This window comes from Desulfovibrio sp., from assembly GCF_019422935.1.
Taxonomy (GTDB): domain Bacteria; phylum Desulfobacterota; class Desulfovibrionia; order Desulfovibrionales; family Desulfovibrionaceae; genus Desulfovibrio.
This window is the reverse complement of sequence record NZ_JAHZCJ010000013.1, coordinates 1-19,830: the sequence shown is the minus strand read 5'-3', so window position 1 is coordinate 19,830 and position 19,830 is coordinate 1. Positions and strand designations below refer to the sequence as shown.

Sequence of the window (19,830 nt, the reverse complement as noted above, 5' to 3'; positions counted from 1 at the left end):
CCGCATAATAGTGGGGAGGTGCAGGGGGTTATTCAATGCCGAGTGCACGGCATACAAGCCCTGCAATCTGCGTTTGATCTGTGGGCAGCGGGGTGTTTTGAAACCCTTCACCCGCCAGCCACAGGGGAACCCGCCGGCTGGCTTCGCTGTTGTCGTTATGGCGGCCGTCGTCGTCCATGCCGTGATCGCTGGTGACCAGCACTGCATAGCCTGCCGCCGTCCATTCCGGCAGCCAGCGGGCCAGCAGCCCATCGGCCCTGCGGGCGGCATCCCGGTATTCCTTGCTGCTTGCGCCGTGCAGATGGCCTGCGTTGTCAATGCCCATGCTGTGCGCCAGCAACAGATGCGGCTCATGGTGACGCCGCAGGCAGGCCGCATCGTGAAAAAGTTCGTCGTCCGGGTAGGCATCGGTGCAGTAAAACAGGCCGTGGGCAATGGGCAGGGCCGCATCATTTGTAATTCGGTCGCGCCCCGGCTCATAGGGGGCCACGTTGCACAGTTCACTCATCCAGTGGTAGGCAGCGGCGGCGGTGGTCAGGCCTGTGGCCTGCGCACGGCTGAAAATGGTGGGCGCGGGGCAGAGCCGGGCATCATCATTATGCACAATGCCGCTTTGCACCGGGCGCAGACCTGTGAGCAGGGTGGCGTAAATGGGGCGGGAGAGCGGCGGCAGTTCACCTCGCAGCTCCGTATGTCGCGCCAGCCCTGCATCGGTGAGCGACTGCATGTAGCTCATGCAGCGACGGGCCGTGGCGGCGGCAAGGCCGTCCAGCAGCACAAAGACCACGCGGGGCATTACCAGTCTCCCTTGCCTGCCGGGCGGGGGCCGAAATCAAGGCAGGGGGCCTGCTTTCGCAGTTGGGCGGCGGTGAGCCCGCGCACTGCGTAATTGCGCGCCAGCCACGCCAGAAAATCATGAATTTTTTTGTACAGGGCATCGGCAGCTTTTTGATCGGGAATGTTGGGCGAGCCGCCGGGCAGCATTTCTGACGAATGCCAGAACAGGCTCAAAACCCGCCCGCCGCGCGCCATGTGCAGGCGCGTAGCCGCCCGCATGACGGCGGCGCTGTGCCATACCGGGTTGGGGCTCAACGCTCCCCAAAAATGAAAGGAATCGGCCCAGGCCGCGCCTCTGGCGCAACCATGCCACAGCCGCGCCAGCGTGCGCGAAAGCGGAATCTGTGTAACCGGCGATTCCAGCAGGCCGGGGGCGTCCTCAAGCCAGTACGGGTCGGAGGGCGCAAGAAAATGATCCGGCCCGTCATGGAAGACGCGCAGGGGGCACACCGAACTGTCAAAGGTGATGCCTTCCTCCGCCAGCAGGGGGCGCACCGTGGATTTGAGATCCCAGCGTCCCATACGAAAACTGGTCAGATCCGCGCCCTGAAATTCGCGTCCTGCATCCAGCAGAGTGCGCAGGCGCTGGCGCAGCAATTCTCGCGGCAGGCGGTCTGTGCGGATGGGCGGCCCCTGTTTACGGGTGGCGGGCTGTGCCGTGTCATCCCCAAGCGGCGGCGTGCTCCAGTGGTGCAGGTGCGCGGCGATTTCTGCATCGCAGTGGTCGCGCATCCAGGCCAGATGGGAGCAGGCTTCGGCATTGGCAAAAACCGTGTGCGCGCAAAACAGCGTGAGCGGAAAGCCCAGTTCGCTGGTGAGGGGGGCAAGCCTGCGCAACAGGGCCACATTGCGCACGCCGCAGCCTTGCGCCGCATAATTGCCGGAAAATAGTCCCTCTTCTTCCACATCAAGGCTCACAATCACGCGCAGGGCGGGTTTGTCTGCCTGATTATTGAAGGATGTATCGTTGGTGCAGTCAGTCATTCCTTAACTGTAAGCCCAAGCTGGGCGCATGGCAATGCGGAGCGCGCACAGGCCGCTCACCTGCGTGGTCTGCCTGGGTGGCATAAAATAATTGCCTGTATTTTTAGTATATTATGCGGCGGTGTCTTGGGCGGCCTTGCAAAACCGGGCGGAATGCATACAATAATGCATACGGTTGTTCGGCTTTTGTGCCGTAACTTTCCGCCGTCTGGTTATCTGAAGGAGAAGCATGACCATCCCACAGCGCGTCCTCTTTTTTATGGAGGATCTTTGTTATGGCGGTACGCAACGCCAGACCCTTGAACTGGCCCGCCGCCTGGATCGAACTCGTTTTACGCCGGTCATGCTTACGCTCACTGGCCCCACTGACCTGGATGAAGCCGCGCGGGATGCGGGCATAGAGCTGCACCATATGGGGCATGCCCGCAAGGTGCCGCCCCTGTTTTTTGCAGCCCTGTATTCAAAGCTGCGCAGGTTGCAGCCAGATGTCATCGTGCCTTGCACGGCTTTGCCCAATATATGGGGGCGCATCTGGGGGCGGCTGGGCTGGCTTGGCGAAAAAAAAGCCCCGCGTATTGTGGGAACCTGCCGTGGCGGCGGCGGCCCCAAGCGGCAGCATGAACGCTGGCTTTGGCGGCTTACGGATCATATGATCTGCAATTCCGAAGCATTGCATGAAATTTTGCTCTATTTTGGCTTGCCGCAATCCCGTTTGAGCTACATCCCCAACGGGGTGGATACGGAATTTTTTGCGCCGTCCGGGGCTGCGCCCTCGGCCCGAGCGCCCGAGATTGTCTGCGTGGCGCGCCTTGCGGGCGACAAGGATCATCTGACCCTCTTGCGAGCCTTTGAGATTGTGTTGCAACGCCACCCCTCGGCGCGTTTGCGCATTGTGGGGGATGGCCCGGAAGAGGCCAATCTGCACCAGTGGGCCAAGGAGCACGCCGCCGGAAGCAACGTGGACTTTATCCCCGGCGGGCTTGATATGCGCGGGCACTATGCCGCTGGGCGCATCTTTGCACTTTCATCCGTGCGCGAAGGTCAGCCCAATGTGATTCTTGAAGCCATGGCCTGCGGCCTGCCCGTGTGCGCCACATCGGTTGGCGGCATTCCACGGCTGGTGGAGAGCGGTCAGAACGGTCTGCTTTCACAGGCGGGCGATGTGGCGGCTCTGGCGGAAAACTGCTGCCGCCTGCTCGAAGACGGCGCGCTGTGCGATGCCATGGGCCAGGCCGGGCGTTTGCGCGTGGAGCGGGATTTTTCCTTCACTGCCATGGTGGAGGCGCATCAGGCCGTTTTTGCCGGCTTGCGCCGCAACTGACGGCTGAACTTGTCAATCAGTCTTCTGCCCAAGTGCGGAAGGCGCAGGAATATATGGAATTAGATCAAAATTCACTGCGTGCATGCTCCAGGGCTGCACAGGCAACGCGGGCAATACGGCTCAGGCGCGCGCGGCTGAAATATGCAGTTTTGTGTCTTGCGGCGCTTTGCGTCTGCCTTTGCCTGATGACCGTGGGTGTTTTTGCGGCCCGCGCCGCCGAGGCTCAACCTCCGCAGAGCCATGATTCCGGCACCTCGGCGGAACAGCGCGGCGAACAGAAAAATACGCCCCCTCCTGCCGGGGACACAGCAACGCCAGCGCCGTCTGCTGCCAACACCCCTGTGGAAGTGCGCGAACTTTGGACTGGCTCGCTCTATTCATCAACATACCGTGTGGGCGTGTGCGTTTCCGCTCAGGGCACGGTGCGCGGCGTGGTGCACCTGCGTCTGTACAACGGCAAGGTTGACGTGTACCACATAGATGGAACGGTGCGTAACAATGATATTGAGGCGCACCATTCATCCGGGCATTCATTCAAGGGGCGTCTTGCTTCTGCCGATAAAGTCGAGGGCGTCATCAGCCTGAAGAACGGCATGAACATACGTCTGGAGGGCAAGCGCACCCACGATGCGCCGCTTGCGCCAGAAGACTGCGCCCCCTTGCCCCAATAAAATTGCGCTGCGGGCAGGGTGTATTCACGTCCTGCTCCGGCAGGGCTTGCCTGAACATGCGTTTGCTGCAAGTGCTGCAAAGGATCCGCGCCCTTGCAGCCGATTGCTGATCCATCCAACAATAACATGAAGGAGTGCCTATGTTCTGGATATGGTTTTTGCTGGCCACCTCCCAATGCGCTCTGTTGTATATTCTGGCCCGCAGGGGCGAAAGCATGCCCCGCCGTATTGAGGAAGAAGCCGAGGCCAACCGCGCCATACCTGAAGACAAATGGCCCTCGGTGGGCATGATAGTGCCCGTGGCGGGGCGCGACCCGCGTATGGAAGGCTCGCTGCGCAGCCTTTTGACCCAGGATTACCCCTGTTTTGTGCCCGTTCTCGTCACTGCGGAAGAAAATGAACCCGCCGCCGAGCTTGTGGGCAGGCTTAAGAAGGATTTTCCCGCCCTGCGCCATGTGGTGGCAGGCACCGCCACTGGTTGCGGGCAAAAAAACCACAACAGCCTTCAGGGTATTGCCGCTCTGGGCGACGAAGTGGACGTCTATGTGTTCTGCGACAGCACTCACATGGCGGAACCCGATTTTCTGCGGCATCTGGCAGCGCCCATGGCCAGGGGCGAAGCTTCGTTCAGCACCGGTTACCATGTGGTGGAACCTCGCGACGACCAGCCCGTAACGCTGGCCTATACGCTGTGCGTCATGCTTATGCGCTACCTGCAAGCCATGTCTGCCTTTACCCAGTTGTGGGGCGGCGCTATGGCCATGACCCGCGCGGCCTACGTAAAATACGGCGTGGCGCAGTTGTGGCTTGAAAACGTTGTGGACGACTGCTCGCTCACGGCCCTGCTTCAGGTGCGCGGCGCAAAAGTGCGGCTCTGCCCCGGCGCGTTGCTGCACACTGATGCCGTTAATCACTCCACGCCCGTCTGGCGGGCCTGGATGGACAGGCAGGTGCTTTTTCTCAAGTTCTGCATGCCCGGCCAGTGGAAGCTGCTGGGCCTCATGTGTGTTATGATGGCTCTGCCCATGGTGTGCGCGGCCTTGGCCTTTCTGGGCTGGATTGTGAACGTGGGCAGCGGCGCCGGCGTGTTGCTTGCCCTGTTCTGGCTGGCGGCGATGGTCAGCGCGCTGCATCTGTGGCGTGGTCTGCTTGCCAAGCCCGTGCCGCTGTGGCGCTGGTGCATGGCTTTTGCGGACGCCGTGCGCATGTTTACCTCCGTTTACTGGCAGAGCATCAAGTCGTGGGATATTGTCTGGCACGGCATAAAGTATGAAGTCGGCAAGGGTGGGGTAGTGCTGCGCTCTGAACACAGTCAGGGAACGAAGTAGCAATTTGAAATCACGCCTTATGAGAACATGGTTTCCCCATCGTCTCTCTGTTTTTGCGCATGTGGTCCGTGACAGGGTATGAAAATAGAGGCTTTGACATACACCTATGGTGGCGTGTATTATCTTTTGCCCTTTTGTCACGGACCGTATGCAATATGTCTGTATGCAGCCCGACAGCAGGATGCGGCAATGGCGTTGCGCATGTGCGCGGCATAAGCCACGGCCTATTTTATCGTTTTTTGTCAGAGTAGTGATTGCGCCATGATTGCAATGTCAGACCTTATTCGCGTCAGCCTCAGGCAGGTTGTGCGCCAGCGCGGCTTCGGGGTGATGCTTTCCATCGCTCTGGGCATCACGGCGTTTATCGTCCTGGCGGTACTTGGCCGCGAAATCCGGTACAAGGTGGGGCAGGACATGGTGCTCATGGGTGGCGTCAACGTCATCCAGGTATACATGGATGACGCCCAGTACCCCGGTCAACCCGACCGCGAGTTTTATCCTGAAACTGTGGAAGCCCTTTCCCAGTTACCCGGCGTCAGCCTGGTGAGCAGAAACCTGCGCGATAATAAATCTTTCCCCATACGCGGCACCGGCGAGCGCACGCTGAATGTGGACTTTATCGGCATCGACCAGTATTTCGCCGAGGTCTACTCCATTGATCTCGTGGCCGGGCGGCTGCTCAATCAGGAAGATGTGGACTCTCACAGGCGCGTATGCCTGCTTGGCAGGGACGCGGCCAGAAATTTATTTGGCGGTTCGGAAGAAGCCATAGGCAAGCTGCTCTTTCTGGAGCAGGATGTTTTTGAAGTGGTGGGCGTTGTCAGCGGCGTCATGCTTGGCAGCTGGAGCCAGGGCGGCTTTTTGCCCTATACCACCATGGCCGACCGCAACTGGGGCCGGGGCAAGGTGCGCAGGCTCTTTATCCGCGCCATTGGCTGGGAAGACGTGCCGCCGCTTGTCAAAATTGTTCCCCAGATGGTGCGCGAGCACCAGTCCGCCCCCTATATCGTGGTGCAGACGCAGGAAGATCAGCTCAAGCGCATCAAAACCACCTTCATGTGGGTTGAGGCTCTGCTGTGGCTTGGTATTGCCGCATCGCTCATGCTGGGCGGTTTCGGCATCTGGTATGGCACGTTTGCCGCAGTTCGGGCCAGAACGCGCGAAGTGGGCCTTAAAAAGGCCATGGGCGGCTCGGATATAGACATACTGGCGCAGTTCCTGGCCGAGGCTCTGTGCAAATCGGTTGCTGGCGGCATATTTGGCATTCTTATTGGCTGCGCGCTGGTTGAGATCGGTTCCTTATCGCTTGGGACGGGCGTTTCGTATTCGCTGCTGTTTTTCAGCAGCCTGGGAAGCATCGTTTTTTCTGCCGTCATTGGCATAGCGGGCGGTCTGTTCCCTGCCATGCAGGCAAGCCGCATGGACGTGGTAACCGCTCTGCGATTCGAATAGCACACAATGCGCGGGTTGGCCCGCGTTCTTGCGGCTCTGCCGCACATGCACAAGGTGGATCATGGCACCCGTTATAGTCGCCAAAGATTTATATAAATGCTACGCCGGTTTTTCACCGGTGCTGCGTGGCGTGAATATTGAAGTTGTTCCCGGCGAGATGGTGGCCATCATGGGGCCTTCGGGCTGCGGCAAATCCACCATGCTGCACGTGCTGGGCATGCTGCACGCGCCTGATTCCGGCTCTTTGCAAATTCTTGGCAAGGATGTGCTGACGCTTGACCGTGAGCAGACTGCCAGTTTCCGCCGTGGCACCATGGGCTTTGTCATGCAGTCGAGCAACCTTTTTGACCACTCGACTGTGTTTGAAAATGTTGAATTTCCCCTGATATTTGAGAAAATTCCGCCAGAAGAACGCTGGGAGCGGGTTATCCGCGCCCTTGAACTTGTGCGCCTTTCCGCGCGTGTGCACTACCGCAGCAACCGTCTTTCGGGCGGCGAGCAGCAGCGTGTGGCCATTGCCCGCGCAATGGTCAACAATCCGCGCATCCTGTTGGCTGACGAACCCACGGGCGCGCTGGACGCTAAAACCAGCCGCCTTATCATGGATAATTTTCGTTCGCTCTGCCATACGGGCGGCGTTTCCATGGTTATGGTTACGCATGATCCCAAAATGGCCGAATTCTGCGACAGCATCTACACCCTTGAAGACGGCATTCTGCACTGCCGCCAGCGCAACCTGCCGCAGATGCCCGACACCATTTCGCACAATCTGCTCCATGGGGTTGCTCCTGTGGTGCGCGGCGCCATGGTTGCCGAGAGCTTTCCCGAGGCCTCCGGTCAGTGCCTGATGGATGAGGCCCACCGCATGCACGCTGCGGGGCTGCTCACCCGTATTTACGCCATCCGTGATAACGGATTTCTGGGCAATCCCGAGGGCTACGCCCTGCCGCTGGCTGTGCGGCGCATCGGCGCATTGCGTGTGCTTGCGGCCTGCCTGGGTATGCTCAGGCTCATGCGCGGTTCTTCCTCCCAGCTGTGGGCGCTTTGGCGCAAACTGCCGGGGCGTGGCCGCTGGGGCAGCCGCTGGTGGGATCACCTGCGCGCATTTTGCGCCGGGGCCATGCTGGCGCGTTGGGGCCAGGAAGAAAAGATTGAATTTTTCTATGCAGCAGGGGCCCACGGACCAGCCACAGCCAGCTGGGTTGCCTCGCGCCTTATGCATGTGCCGTATGCTTTTGCCGTGCGCGCTCAGGATATGACGGAACCAGGCCTCAACTGGGCCGCCAAGGGTGCGGATGCCGAATTTGTGCGCTGCGATACAGAAGCCACGCGCGCTGCCATGCTGCAATTGCTGCCCGAGCTGAAAGACAAACTGCTCGTGCTGCGTGATCCCCTTACCCTCACGCCGCCGGAGGATATGGAAGAGCAGATGCCCGTGCCCACCGGGGCCGATGCCGCCAATGATGCGGATAAGGCTGCGGATTTCAACCTGCTGGCTGTGGGCACCATTGCACGCCGCAAAGGGTACGATCTCCTGCTTCGGGCATGCCGCCTGCTGGCCGACAGAAATGTGAACTTTTCGCTGACCTTTGTGGGCCAGGGGCTGGAAAAGCTGCGTTTGCGCTGGCTTGTCTGGCGGCTTGGGCTTCGTGGTTCGGTGCAGTTTGCCGGGCAGATTCCCCATGAAAACATGGCGGATATGTACAACCGGGCGGATGTTTTTGTGGCTCCTGGCCGCAAGACCACCGGCGGAGACGCCGACGGCGTGCCATCGGCTCTGGTGGAAGCCCTTGCCTTTGGCCTTGCGGTGGTTGCGAGCGATTTGCCGGGCCATGCGGAAGCCATTACGGACGGCGGTAATGGACGCCTTGTGCCGCAAGACAATGTGGGCGCGCTGGCTGACGTTCTGGAAGCTCTTGCCTCCCGACCCGAGGAACGCAAGCGCCTTGGCGAGGCCGCCCGCAAGTCGGTAGTTACCCTTGTGGATACAGACCGCACGGAAGCCCGGCTGACCGAGCTGATCAAAAAAGCCTGCGGCAAGGCCTGAACCACGCCGGGAGAGCCTCATGAATTTTGACGGAGTACGCATACTGGTTGTGGGCGATGTGATGCTTGATCATTATATTGCAGGCCAGGTCAAAAGGATTTCTCCCGAAGCCCCGGTGCCTGTGGTGTCTGCGGCAAAACGCTGGTCTGTGCCGGGCGGTGCTGCCAACGTGGCGCGCAACCTTATGCGCTTGGGCGTTGATGTAGCTGTGGCTGGCGTAGTGGGGCAGGATGCCGCAGCCAGCGACCTGCGCGAGGCGCTCGCGGCTGAGGGCATAGCAGACGGGCTGGCCGTTTCGCCCAGCCGCCGCACCACCTGCAAGACGCGCGTTCTGGCACAGGGGCAGCAATTGCTGCGCCTTGACGAGGAAGTAAGCGCCCCCCTCGGTGCAGAAGAAGCCGACGCTCTGAAAAAACAGGTTCTTTCCCTGTTACCGGGGCGACATGCGGTTATTCTTTCTGACTACGCCAAGGGCGTGTTGCTTGAATCGGCCAGCGGCTGCAATTTGTGCCAGATAATCATTGAAGAAGCCCGCCGCCTTGGCATCGCCGTGCTGGTTGATCCCAAGGGCAGCGACTGGCGACGCTACGCCGGAGCGCACTGCGTTACCCCCAATGCCGGGGAATTTGACGCAGCCTGCGGACTGAACGCTGGCGTAACGCTCAGCAGACCCCGCCGCGAAACCCTTGCCGGGGAACTGCGCTCCCGCTACGGCATTGAGCGCCTGCTCATAACACGGGGCTCAAAGGGCATGGCCCTGTTTACTCCTGACGAAGCACCTGTTTACTGCCGCGCCGCCGTGCGCGAAGTGGCCGATGTTTCCGGCGCAGGCGATACCGCTATTGCCACTCTGGCAGCATGCGTGGGCAAAGGCCTGCCCTGGGCCGAAAGCATGCACCTTGCCAATGCGGCGGCTGGGGTCGCCGTGGGTAAAATGGGCACTGCGCCGGTGTCTATTGCAGAGCTTAACGAGGCGCTTCGCGAACAGGCCGACAATCCCAAGCTTTTTAACGTTCAGAATCTTGTGGAAAAAATTGAGGAATGGCGCAGAAAAAACGAAACTGTGGTTTTTACCAACGGTTGCTTTGATCTGCTGCATCCTGGCCATATTTCCCTTATCCGGCAGAGCGCCGCTCAGGGCGACCACCTGATTGTGGGGCTCAACAGCGATGCCTCTGTGCGCCGCCTTAAGGGGCCGACCCGTCCCATCCAGAACGAAAGCAGCCGCGCCTTGCTGCTGGCTGCTTTGTCAGACGTGGACGCCATTGTGCTTTTTGACGAAGATACTCCGTTTGAACTCATCTCGGCCCTGCGGCCCGATGTGCTCGTGAAAGGCAGCGACTATACCATTGACAATGTGGTCGGGGCCGATGTTGTGCAGCAGGGGGGCGGCAGGGTCTATCTTGCCCGCCTGGTAGACGGTTGCAGCACCACTGGCATAGTGCGCAAAATCGACAACCAGCGGGATGTCACCTAGGTCAGCAGCCGGAGTTTTCAGCCGTACATGCAACGCATTTTCGCAGCAGATATAGGTGGAACCAACGCAAGATTTGCCCTGTTCACAGAATACGAGGGCAACCTCACGCTGATGTCTGCGGTGTGGGCAAAATCGGCTGATCTGGGCAATGCCCATGATGTGCTGCAAGCCATGCAGCAGCTTTTACAATATCCATTTTCTGCGGGTGATTCCCTCGTCATTGCGCTTGCCGGGCCTGTGAAGGGCCTGCGCGGCAGACTCACCAACGGGCAGTTGCGTATTGATCTTGATGGCGTAGCGCAGCAGTACAGCCTGGCCTGCTGCCTGGTGCTCAACGATTTCAGCGCACAGGCCTTCGCCACGCTGACGCCCTGCGGTACAGCGGCCACAGTTGTACGCAGCAGCACACGATCCATTGAGCAATCCAGAGAGACCCGGGCCGTGCTTGGCGCTGGCACAGGCCTTGGCGCTGCCATGCTGGTAAGCTCGGACGGGCCTGACTCTGCCGGAAGCTGGCTGGCCGTGCCCTCTGAGGCCGGGCATACGGCCTTTGCTTTTGTGGGGCCGGAAGAACAGGCCTATCAGGCCTTCCTAGCCCGTGAACTGGGACGCGATTACCCCACGGCGGAAAATGTGCTTTCCGGCGAAGGGCTCTCCGTGCTGCACTACTATCTTTCGGGCCAGTTTTTTTATCCTCCCGCCGTGGGCGCTGAGGCCCTGTCGCACGAAACGCCCACGCTGTTGTGGTATGCCAGATTTTGGGGCCGTTTTTGCCGTCAGTGGATACTGACCACGATCTGCCATGGCGGGTTGTGGATTGCGGGCGGCATTGCCGCCAAAAATCCCCTGTGCCTGACGCATCCGGCCTTTTTGCAAGAGCTTGGTCTGGTGCCTGATATCGGAGGCATTGCGGCCTCTGTTCCCATTTATCTTATCGCCGATGGAAACAGCGGCCTGTGGGGTGCGGCGTGCGCGGCTGTGGAGCATTCCTGCCACATGCCCCAGGCTGAAAAGAGCCCGGAATAACGCCCACTCCGGACTGATGCAATTTGGGGTTACGCCTTGACGCCTTTCTGAAAGTTATTTATTTACCCGCACTGCGATGGTATGTTTTTTATGCCCTTGTGGCGCGCGTACTCTGGCTAGACTGGATCTGCCCGCACGACTCTTTTTTGCATGGGAACCATGTTTCCGATAAGCAGCCATTGCGCACTGTTTTTCGCCAGGCAGAAGTCTTAGTCTTTTGGTTGAGTTTGGGCTTGACAGTATTCCGCGATAACAGTAATTTTTAGCAACACTGGAGGCTGGCATGGCTCAAACACAAACACGAATGACCCGGCAGCGGGCAGTTATTTTGGAAGAACTGCGCAAGCTCAAGAGCCATCCTACTGCGGATGAGCTGTACAGCATCGTGCGCGAGCGTTTGCCCCGAATAAGCCTGGGTACTGTGTACAGGAATCTGGATTTTCTGGCAGACAGCGGCGAGATCCGCCGTCTTGAAGCTGCCGGATCAACTAAACGTTTTGATGGCGATATTTCAAACCATCAGCATGTTCGCTGCATTTATTGTGGCCGGGTTGGTGATGTTGAAGACGTCAAGCAGGCCCCCACAGTTGAAGGCATGCAGGCAATGGGTTTTGCGAGTATTTTGAGTTCGCGGGTGGAATACGATGGCGTGTGCGAAACCTGCGCGAGATCGCTTGAAATAACCCAGTAACTATTGCCCGAATGTTTTTCCGTGTGCGCGGCTGCTTGTGAGATTTTGCTATTCGTATTATGCAAATAGCATCTTGAACCTGTTATAACCAAGGAGCTTGCGTCATGGCTGAAAACAGGGAAAGCCGGAAGGCTAAAGTCATAGAAGTACTGAACAAGGCGCGCGCCATGGAGCTGTTCGCCATCCATCAGTATATGAACCAGCACTATAATCTGGATGATATGGATTATGGCGAGCTTGCTGCCAACATGAAGCTTATCGCCATTGACGAAATGCGACATGCCGAAAATTTTGCCGAACGCATCAAGGAACTGGGCGGTGAGCCCACTACCCAGAAAGACGGCAAGATTGTTACCGGGCAGGAAGTGACCGCTATCTACGAGGCTGACGCCAATCAGGAAGAAGCCACCATCGAAGCTTACAGCGGTTTTCTCGCTATCTGTAAGGATGCGGGCGACATTGTTTCTGCCCGTCTCTTTGAACGGATCATTGACGAAGAACAGGCCCACCTGACCTATTACGACAATATTGACGGGCATATCAAAAAACTTGGCGACACTTACCTTGCCAAGATTGCCGGTACGCCTTCCACCACTGGCCCGGCCAGCAAGGGCTTTGTGACCGCAACGCCCGCAGCGGGCTAACAGGCGGGGAAGAGCATGGCTGAACCCAAGGATATGTGGCGTTGCCAGATGGTCAATTGCGGCTACGTTTACGACCCCGACCGGGGCGACAAACGCCACAAGATACCGGCTGGAACCCGTTTTGAAGATCTGCCTGAAGACTGGAAATGCCCTGTTTGCGGGGCAACAAAAAAGAGTTTTCGCCCTTTGAGTGACGAAGGCTAAGCCAGAAATCCAACACCCTTGTGGTGCGTTTTGAAAAGGCCCGTTTCCTTGCGCTGCCAATGGCAGAGAAGGAAGCGGGCTATTGTTTTTTGCGCTGTTTTTTTGAGAGCTTTTGGCAGGATGGGTTTACATGCCCAGAAGACATTCCCCGCGAACGAGCAGACGGACCTGACCGCTCACCAGCATGTTGCCGCTGGCTTTGTCCCTGCGGATGCTGATTTTTGAGTCGCGGCCTGCAAAACGCCCCTGCCGGAGAAGTATTTCCTGCGCGGGAGAAAATCTGTTGTGCTTGTACAGATAGGCCCCTACCGGCCCAGCGGCGCTGCCAGTGGCAACGTCCTCCACCATACCTGCATTGTCCCAGGTTCTGCCTTCTACCGCGTTGACGTCAAAAACATAGGCGAATTTTGCGCCGATCTGTGCAAGTCGCGATTCGTAATTCGTCACGAGGATGCGTGCCTGCTCCAGGCCTGAGGCAATGGGTACCAGAAGGTAGGGCAGTCCAGTTGAAACAACCTCCAGGGGAAATCCGGCGGCAATATGGTTCGTGGCCAGATTCAGCGGCTGCAAATAGTGAGCGTACGCTTCCGGCTCCGGGGCGCAGATGAAGTCCGCTGGCCCTTGATCCATACAGCAGTCATAAGAATCGTCCTGCGCCGTGCAAAAAACAGAGACCTGCTTGCTGTTCAGGTTGAACAGAACCGTGCTGGAGGAGTCCTGAAAAAATTCGTGCTGCACAACCGCTGCTGCGCCCAGAACTGGATGCCCGGCGAAATCCAGTTCTTCCTCAACTGTAAAGATGCGCGCGTCAAAAGCGGCATCGCCGCGCCGCACAAGGAATATTGTTTCAAATTGCCTGAATTCCCTGGCGATTTGCTGCATGACTGCGTTCTCAGGAAAGGCCTTGGTAATAAAAACAGTCAGCCCGTTGCCGGTCATGGGTTCTTTGCAAAACACGTTTGCGTGATAATACTGCACGAATGATCTCCTTGCACGATGGGCAGATGGGCCGAGCATGCGCCGTGAAGTGCTGGTGATGATACCCAAGCGGCAGCTTGTGCGTGTCTGCCCCGGCGGGCTGATTTTATGCTGGAAAATAACGGGCGCGGCGACTAAATGCGCGCCACAGGGGCGTATTGCCCTTCAACGGCGCGCAGCAGATCATCCGGCTTGAGACGCAGCTGAACGCCGCGCTGGCCTGCGCTCACAAAGATATTTTCAAGCAGGATGGCGTTTTCGTCCACAAAAACCGGGTAGGCCTTCTTGGCTCCAAGCGGGGAGCAGCCGCCGCGCATGTAGCCAGTGAGGGGGCGAACATCCTTGAGCGGAACCATTTCCACATGCTTGTTGCCGGATGCGGCGGCCAGCGCCTTGAGGTCAAGCTCCGCAGCAGCGGGGATGCAGGCCATGAGCACGCCTGTTTTGTCGCCTCTGGCTACCAGGGTTTTGAAAACGCAGGCAGGGTCAACGCCCAGATTGTGTGCCATGGTCACGGCTGACAGGTCATTTTCGTCCACGTCAGCGGTGTGCAGTTCGTAGGGAATGCCTAGGCCTTCAAGAATTCTGGCGGCATTGGTTTTGGAAACTTTTGCGGCAGCCATGATTTGTCGGGGTGCTCAGTGCAGCTTAAGCCATTTGGCGAGTTTATTGCGCAGGGTAGCCATGCTGAAGGGCTTGCCAATGTGATCGTTCATACCCGCGTTGATGATTTCGGCGATGTTGTCAGGTAAGGTCGCGGCGGTGAGGGCAATGATGGGCAGGACTTTTTGTTCGTCATTTCCCGGCAGCATCTGCCGCAGTTCGCGTGTGGCGGTCAGACCGTCCATGACGGGCATGTTAACGTCCATCAGCACAATATCATATGGGGTTTCCATGGCCATGCGCAGGGCTTCCTTGCCGTTGGGCGCAACATCGCATTCAAAGCCCAGCTGGCGTAGCATGGCGCGCAATACTTCCACGTTGATTTCGTTGTCTTCCGCCACCAGAATGCTGCACTCCGCCGCTCCGTCCAGCGGCTCTGCCGTGACAACTGCCTGCTCCTGCGGGCAATAGATATTGCGGGCAGCGGTGCAGGGGATGCTCAGGTGGAAGGTGGAGCCCTTGCCCAGTTCACTCTCGCACCACAGCGCGCCGTGCATGAGCTCCGCAATGCGCTTGCAGATGCTCAGCCCGAGGCCCGTGCCGCCGAAGCGGCGGCTGATGCTCGCATTGGCCTGGGTATAGGGATCAAAAAGGTGCTGCTGGTATTCGCGGCTGATGCCCATGCCAGTATCTGCAATTCTGAAGTGCAGGCTGTCTTTGTCGCCAGAAAGCTCGCGGTCAATTCGCAGGGTTATGCGCCCTTCGGCAGTGAATTTGACGGCATTGTTCATGAGGTTGAGCAAGACCTGCTTGAGGCGCAGGCTGTCGCCCCAGAGCTTCAACGGCACATCGTCGCCAAGTTTGCATTCATACTCAAGCCCCTTCTGCTCAATGGGGAAGCGCAGCGATGTGTGCACGAATTCTAGCACGTCTTCCAGCGGATAGTTGGCGTCTTCCAGCACCATCTTGTTGGCTTCGATTTTGGAAAGATCCAGAATATCGTTGATTATGGCCAGCAGGTTTGTGGCGGAAGTGCGGATTTTTTGCAGATAGTTTTTCTGCTCGTCGCTGGGATTGGATTGCAGGGCCAGATGGGTGAGGCCGATAATGCCGTTCATGGGAGTGCGGATTTCATGACTCATATGCGCCAGAAATTCGCTTTTGGCCTGCGAGGCCACCACGGCATCCTGTTTTTCGTGCTGGGTTTGCAGCAGATCCGTCACATCGCGTGAAATGCTGAGGCGAACCGTTTTATCGTTGTCCCACTTGATGGCCTTGTCCACCACCGTATAGGTGCGCCTGGTGGTCTTGTTTTCATACGTCCACTGATAGGGCTCGCTGGAGGCGGCAATTATGGCATTGGTGCAAAAGGGGCAGGGCGTATCCCGCCCCATGAGCCTTTTGTAGCAGATGTTGGACAACGTGCCGTCTTTGCGCGGATATGTTTCTTCAACACTGTTGTTGACGAAAAGGATCTTGTACGTCTCCATGTCAACAATGCAGACAGGATCAGTGAAAGCATCGAGAATATCGTGCAGTTGTCTGTGCTTGCGCTGCAACTGCCCGTAAAGACGAAAATGCGTCAAGGTGATGGCTAGGATGCTGCCCAAAAGATGGCAAAGGCTGGAATGCTCAATGGACCATTGACCGCGATAGCGGTGCCGTAAAAGGCAGATGCCGCCAAAAAGCTGGCCATCATGGGCGATGGGCACGCAGATTGCCGATGTGATTCCACGGGAGAGAAACAGGGCTTTTTGCGGGCCTTCAGGCATGGCCGAGGTATCAGCAACACACAGGCTTTTGCCCTCTTTAAACATGCCCAGCACCGGCGACATGTCGTTGAGCGTTGCCGCAGGCATATCACCAGTTGCACTGCGAATGCTCGACCGCCAGACTACAGGGGCAGACCACTGCTCATCGTCAAATTCCACAAGAGACACCTGCTCACAGTGCAAGGATTCGCCAATACTGGCCATGGCTGCTCTGAGAAAAGGCTCTTTGCTGACGTGCAGAAGGGCTGAACTTGATATTTCCAAGGCCAGCACCAGAGGATTGGCTAGATTGCCCTGATGCGGCTGTTGTGCGTCTGACATGTTTTGCTTCAACTGATGCTTTTGGTCTGAAAATTTAAAGATAGCCTATACGCGAATACCGCGAATTGTGTCAAGAAATGGCAAATTAGGTGAAAAACTCATGGAACTTGAGTGGATAGACAGTATCTGACTCCAGTAGTTACTGCCACAGCCTTGCGAGGTGCAGCGCAAGGGCCTGTTCATCCTTCTGATCCTGAGTGCGCATGCTTGTCAAAAATTCCTGGGCCTGGGCGCATAAAGATTCCAGCGAACCTTCGTTATCCACAACTGTGTTGCAGGCGGCCATCTTGCGGTCTTGCGCCCATTGCCAGCCTTCGATAGCTTCCAGCTTGTCTTGCGTCCAGCCACGATTGGCTTCAATGCGCTGCGCGCGCAGGGGCATGGCGCAGCGCACCCCGACAACGTGCGGTGCTGGTGAAAAGCTGTTTTGCCAGTCTGTTTCAAAATACAGAGGTACCTCGGCCACGGCCAGCGGCACTCCCAGCGATTCCTGCTGTATCCAGAAAGTTTCCAGCGCCTTGTGGGTCAGGCTGTGCACCATGTTTTCCACCTCGCGGCGCAACACGGGGTTGGCGCGCATGGCCTCAAGCAGCGCGGTTTTATCCACAGCACCTGTTGGAGTAAGCAGGGCGTTGCCGCCGATCTGCCCGATCCATTGCGCAGCCTCCCCTCGGGGGGAGTACAGGGCGGCAACAGTTGCATCGGCGCTGAAGACAGGCACGGCCATATCGGCCAGGCATTGGGAAAAGGCTGATTTGCCGCTGCCGGGATTGCCCGTTACCACCACGCGGCGCATGCGGCGGCAGCCCTGAAGCGCAGCCATGAGCATGTCGTCCGGCGGCGGGCAGGCAAAATTCATAAGATTGCCCGTGGCCGGGTGGATGAAGCTGATGCGCCACGCGTGCAGCATCTGGCGCGGGGCAAGGGCCTGTACCGCCTTGGGCGCATAGAGCCTGTCGCCAAGCAGGGGGTGCCCAAGGTGGGTCATGTGCACGCGTATCTGATGCGTACGCCCGGTATGGATGCGCACGGCAAGCAAGGAGAAGCGCTTGTCCGGAGCTGTCCACAGGGTTTTCCATTCCGTATGGGCTACGCGCCCGCCGCGCGATTCCGGCACAACGGCCATCTTCACCTTGGCCGTGGGGTGGCGGCCAATGGGTTCGCGGCATTCGCCCGCTGCGGGCGGCCTGCCGCTCACTAGGGCCAGATATTCCTTGTGTACTTCCCTCTGGGCAAAGGCCTCGCTGAGTACAAGGCGATCCTGCTCTGTCAGGGCCACCAGCAGGATGCCGCTCGTGTCTTTGTCCAGCCGATGCACTATGCCGGGGCGCTGGCCTTCGATCCTGCCCAGTTGCGGAAACCGCCCCAGCAGGCGTTGCACCAGGGTTTGCTCCGGGCAGGAAGGGCAGGGGTGCACCGTCAGGCCCGCAGGCTTGTTGCACACAACCATGTGTTCGTCCTGCCAGAGTAGCTCGAGGTGTCCTTCCTCCGCCTGCAAGGTCGTGGCGGTTTCCGGTAGGCGCAACGTGATGGTCTGCCCGGCCCGCATTTTGGCATTTACGCGGGTTTCCGGCAGACCGTCCACCTGGCAGTGCCCAGCCTGAACGGCTTTTTGTAACGCTGCCCGCGACATCTCGGAGGCAACCTGATGCAGCACGCGATCTAGCCGCTGGCCGGCATCGTCGGCGGTTGTTGTATGGCGCAGTTCTGTCACTGAAGGGTATCCGCCGGGGTGCTCAACGTGCGGAGCCTGTCGGCAAACGTCGTTGTACGGTAAAGGTTTTTCAGCTCGGCACCGGGGGTGATGGAGGTGACAACGGCCCTGCCAATAACAAAGCGGCCATCGGTGTCGCTGCCCTCAACCGTTCGCACGCCCCATACATTGTGGAAAATGACGGGGCGGCCATTATACTTGCCCACATACAGCATGATATGCCCGCGCATGCCCACAAGGCTGAGGAAGGGAACGCCGTTGCGCAGAATCTGCTCTTCTTTTTCCGCAGTGGTCATGCCCTCAAGCATGTTGACTGCGCCAGTGCGCGCCTGCGCCACGGAGTTGCGCGGCAGCCAGATGCCAAAGGGCGTGAACAGCTCGCGTGTGAGGGCAGAGCAATCCCTGTCGCCGAACATGCCGCCCCAGCCGTAGGGCTGGCCGATCATGAAATTGCCCACCTTGGCCACGTTGCCAGGGGTCATGCGCAGGGGCCACGGAACGGCGTCTGCTGTGGTAAGTGACACCGGGGTCAGTTGAGCCATACCGTCCGCACCGCGTATGGGGGCAAGCAGTTCAATTGCGGCCTGACCGCCGGAACCGGCGTCCGCAGGCGAAGAGTATCCGCCGCGCATGGGCAGCAATGCGCCGATGTTGGCAAGTATGGAACCTGTGGGCGTGACAAGGTTCACCCGGTCGCGCACCAGGGCCGCAAAAGTGCTGTTGCGGTACATGTATTTGAATTCAGGGCTGACAGGGGCCAGATCTTCGTCCGCCACCCAGCCGCCAGCCACAGGGCATTCCACATAGTGCCAGCGGCCATCGCGGCTTGTGTGCGCGATAAGTACCGGCGTGCCCACGGGCAAAAGGGAATACTGAAAATAATCAAAGGGATTGGACTTGGGATTTGGCGTGGGTTCGGAAAAACGCGCCTCATTGGTGGGCAGTTCGCGCAGGTTCGCATTGCGCACGGTTATGGCCGCCTGGCTGCGCGAGGGGTAGGAGCCCAGAGCCGCGTTGGCGCTCATGGCATCCCATTCCGACTGCGTCCAGCGTACATCGCCAATTTTGTAGCCGCGCGCCTTGTTGAACAGCACAGCCACATCACGCTTGCGGATGGAGGTCTTGGTCATTTCCCACGGGCCAAAGGTGATGCGCATAAATCTGGCCGCCTGATTGGCCTGCTCGGCAGGAGAAACAAGCAGTTTGTCTTCCCCAGCGGCCTTGGCGTACACATCCAGATTCTGCGGGTAACGCCGGAGGTCTTCCAGGGTTCCCATCCACGTGGGCATGTCGCCATCGCGCGTGGGAATAACCTTGCCGCCGCATGCGGCCAACAAGGCAAAACAGGCGATAAGCAGGGGAAGGTGAAGACGAGATTTCATGAGGGCTGCTCCTTCCTTCAAATTTGCGCCGCCGCAAGCGGCAACTCCATACCTAGCACCTTGAACGCAGGTACGGCAACGGCTGATTTTACAGCCCTGTGCATGAACTGCTTGACAAATAAGGCTTGAGAGCCTTATTTAACTCCTCGTTGTCACCATCGTCTATCCGGTTAGGACGGCGGCCTCTCAAGCCGCTAAGACGGGTTCAAATCCCGTTGGTGACGCCAAATTCAAAGGCGCTTGCAGTTTTAACTGTAAGCGCCTTTTTTGTATGTAGAACCCCCCCCCGCTAGGCGGGGGGTTCCGTAAAGCTTAAAGCTTTAAGCATGTCAGCAAAACTCCTTTTGATTTGTTACAACAACTTGCGGTCTGGCAACT

Annotated in this window: 17 protein-coding genes and 1 tRNA gene; 11 read left to right on the top strand and 7 right to left on the bottom strand. The window is 58.5% G+C overall.

Features of this window, described 5'->3' with window-relative positions:
• Positions 1-28: 28 nt before the first annotated feature.
• Entirely contained in the window at positions 29-796 is a 768-nt protein-coding gene (locus QZ383_RS14280) for an alkaline phosphatase family protein (protein WP_291446429.1), read from the bottom strand.
• Positions 796-1,821 (bottom strand): hypothetical protein, encoded by a 1,026-nt coding sequence (locus QZ383_RS14275; RefSeq protein ID WP_291446426.1) that lies wholly within the window; start codon positions 1,819-1,821, stop codon positions 796-798. The genes QZ383_RS14280 and QZ383_RS14275 overlap by 1 nt, the downstream gene beginning before the upstream one ends.
• Positions 1,822-2,050: 229 nt before the next feature.
• Between QZ383_RS14275 and QZ383_RS14270 the strand changes: the two genes are divergently transcribed.
• The 10 genes from QZ383_RS14270 to QZ383_RS14225 all read left to right on the top strand — a co-directional run bounded on the left by QZ383_RS14270 (position 2,051) and on the right by QZ383_RS14225 (position 12,682).
• On the top strand, positions 2,051-3,142 hold the full coding sequence (locus QZ383_RS14270) for a glycosyltransferase (protein WP_291446425.1): 1,092 nt from the start codon (positions 2,051-2,053) through the stop codon (positions 3,140-3,142).
• 185 nt (positions 3,143-3,327) lie between these two features.
• Positions 3,328-3,813, top strand: coding sequence for a hypothetical protein (locus tag QZ383_RS14265; protein ID WP_291446424.1), 486 nt, complete (start codon positions 3,328-3,330; stop codon positions 3,811-3,813).
• A 140-nt stretch (positions 3,814-3,953) separates the two neighbouring features.
• On the top strand, positions 3,954-5,141 hold the full coding sequence (locus QZ383_RS14260; RefSeq protein ID WP_291446422.1) for a glycosyltransferase: 1,188 nt from the start codon (positions 3,954-3,956) through the stop codon (positions 5,139-5,141).
• A 270-nt stretch (positions 5,142-5,411) separates the two neighbouring features.
• Positions 5,412-6,593 carry an ABC transporter permease gene (locus QZ383_RS14255; RefSeq protein ID WP_291446420.1) on the top strand — a complete coding sequence of 394 codons (1,182 nt, stop codon included), beginning with the start codon at positions 5,412-5,414 and terminating at the stop codon, positions 6,591-6,593.
• 61 nt (positions 6,594-6,654) lie between these two features.
• Positions 6,655-8,640: a glycosyltransferase gene (locus QZ383_RS14250; protein WP_291446419.1), complete on the top strand. Its 1,986-nt coding sequence runs from the start codon at positions 6,655-6,657 to the stop codon at positions 8,638-8,640.
• 19 nt (positions 8,641-8,659) lie between these two features.
• On the top strand, positions 8,660-10,117 hold the full coding sequence (gene rfaE1, locus QZ383_RS14245) for a D-glycero-beta-D-manno-heptose-7-phosphate kinase (protein WP_291446417.1): 1,458 nt from the start codon (positions 8,660-8,662) through the stop codon (positions 10,115-10,117).
• 27 nt (positions 10,118-10,144) lie between these two features.
• Positions 10,145-11,143 carry a glucokinase gene (locus QZ383_RS14240; protein WP_291446416.1) on the top strand — a complete coding sequence of 333 codons (999 nt, stop codon included), beginning with the start codon at positions 10,145-10,147 and terminating at the stop codon, positions 11,141-11,143.
• Positions 11,144-11,426: 283 nt separating this feature from the next.
• On the top strand, positions 11,427-11,834 hold the full coding sequence (locus QZ383_RS14235; RefSeq protein ID WP_022659167.1) for a transcriptional repressor: 408 nt from the start codon (positions 11,427-11,429) through the stop codon (positions 11,832-11,834).
• A 104-nt stretch (positions 11,835-11,938) separates the two neighbouring features.
• A complete protein-coding gene (locus QZ383_RS14230) occupies positions 11,939-12,478 on the top strand; it encodes a bacterioferritin (RefSeq protein ID WP_291446414.1) in 540 nt (179 codons plus the stop codon).
• A gap of 15 nt (positions 12,479-12,493) precedes the next feature.
• Entirely contained in the window at positions 12,494-12,682 is a 189-nt protein-coding gene (locus tag QZ383_RS14225; RefSeq protein ID WP_022659169.1) for a rubredoxin, read from the top strand.
• A gap of 126 nt (positions 12,683-12,808) precedes the next feature.
• On the opposite strand, the gene QZ383_RS14220 is transcribed toward QZ383_RS14225, so the two are convergent.
• The 5 genes from QZ383_RS14220 to QZ383_RS14200 form a co-directional block, all read right to left on the bottom strand.
• Positions 12,809-13,660, bottom strand: a complete 852-nt coding sequence (locus QZ383_RS14220) for a PhzF family phenazine biosynthesis protein (protein WP_291446412.1) — start codon at positions 13,658-13,660, stop codon at positions 12,809-12,811.
• 134 nt (positions 13,661-13,794) lie between these two features.
• Positions 13,795-14,283, bottom strand: a complete 489-nt coding sequence (ybaK, locus tag QZ383_RS14215; RefSeq protein WP_291446411.1) for a Cys-tRNA(Pro) deacylase — start codon at positions 14,281-14,283, stop codon at positions 13,795-13,797.
• 15 nt (positions 14,284-14,298) lie between these two features.
• A complete protein-coding gene (locus QZ383_RS14210) occupies positions 14,299-16,356 on the bottom strand; it encodes an ATP-binding protein (RefSeq protein ID WP_291446409.1) in 2,058 nt (685 codons plus the stop codon).
• 139 nt (positions 16,357-16,495) lie between these two features.
• Complete coding sequence (coaE, locus tag QZ383_RS14205) at positions 16,496-18,070, bottom strand: dephospho-CoA kinase (protein WP_291446407.1); 1,575 nt, start codon at positions 18,068-18,070, stop codon at positions 16,496-16,498.
• Positions 18,067-19,452, bottom strand: a complete 1,386-nt coding sequence (locus tag QZ383_RS14200; protein ID WP_291446405.1) for an NlpC/P60 family N-terminal domain-containing protein — start codon at positions 19,450-19,452, stop codon at positions 18,067-18,069. Before QZ383_RS14200 ends, coaE begins: the two co-directional genes overlap by 4 nt.
• Positions 19,453-19,603: 151 nt before the next feature.
• On the opposite strand from QZ383_RS14200, the gene QZ383_RS14195 reads away from it, so the two are divergent.
• Positions 19,604-19,679: transfer RNA gene (locus tag QZ383_RS14195), tRNA-Glu, on the top strand.
• The last annotated feature ends 151 nt before the right edge of the window (positions 19,680-19,830 follow it).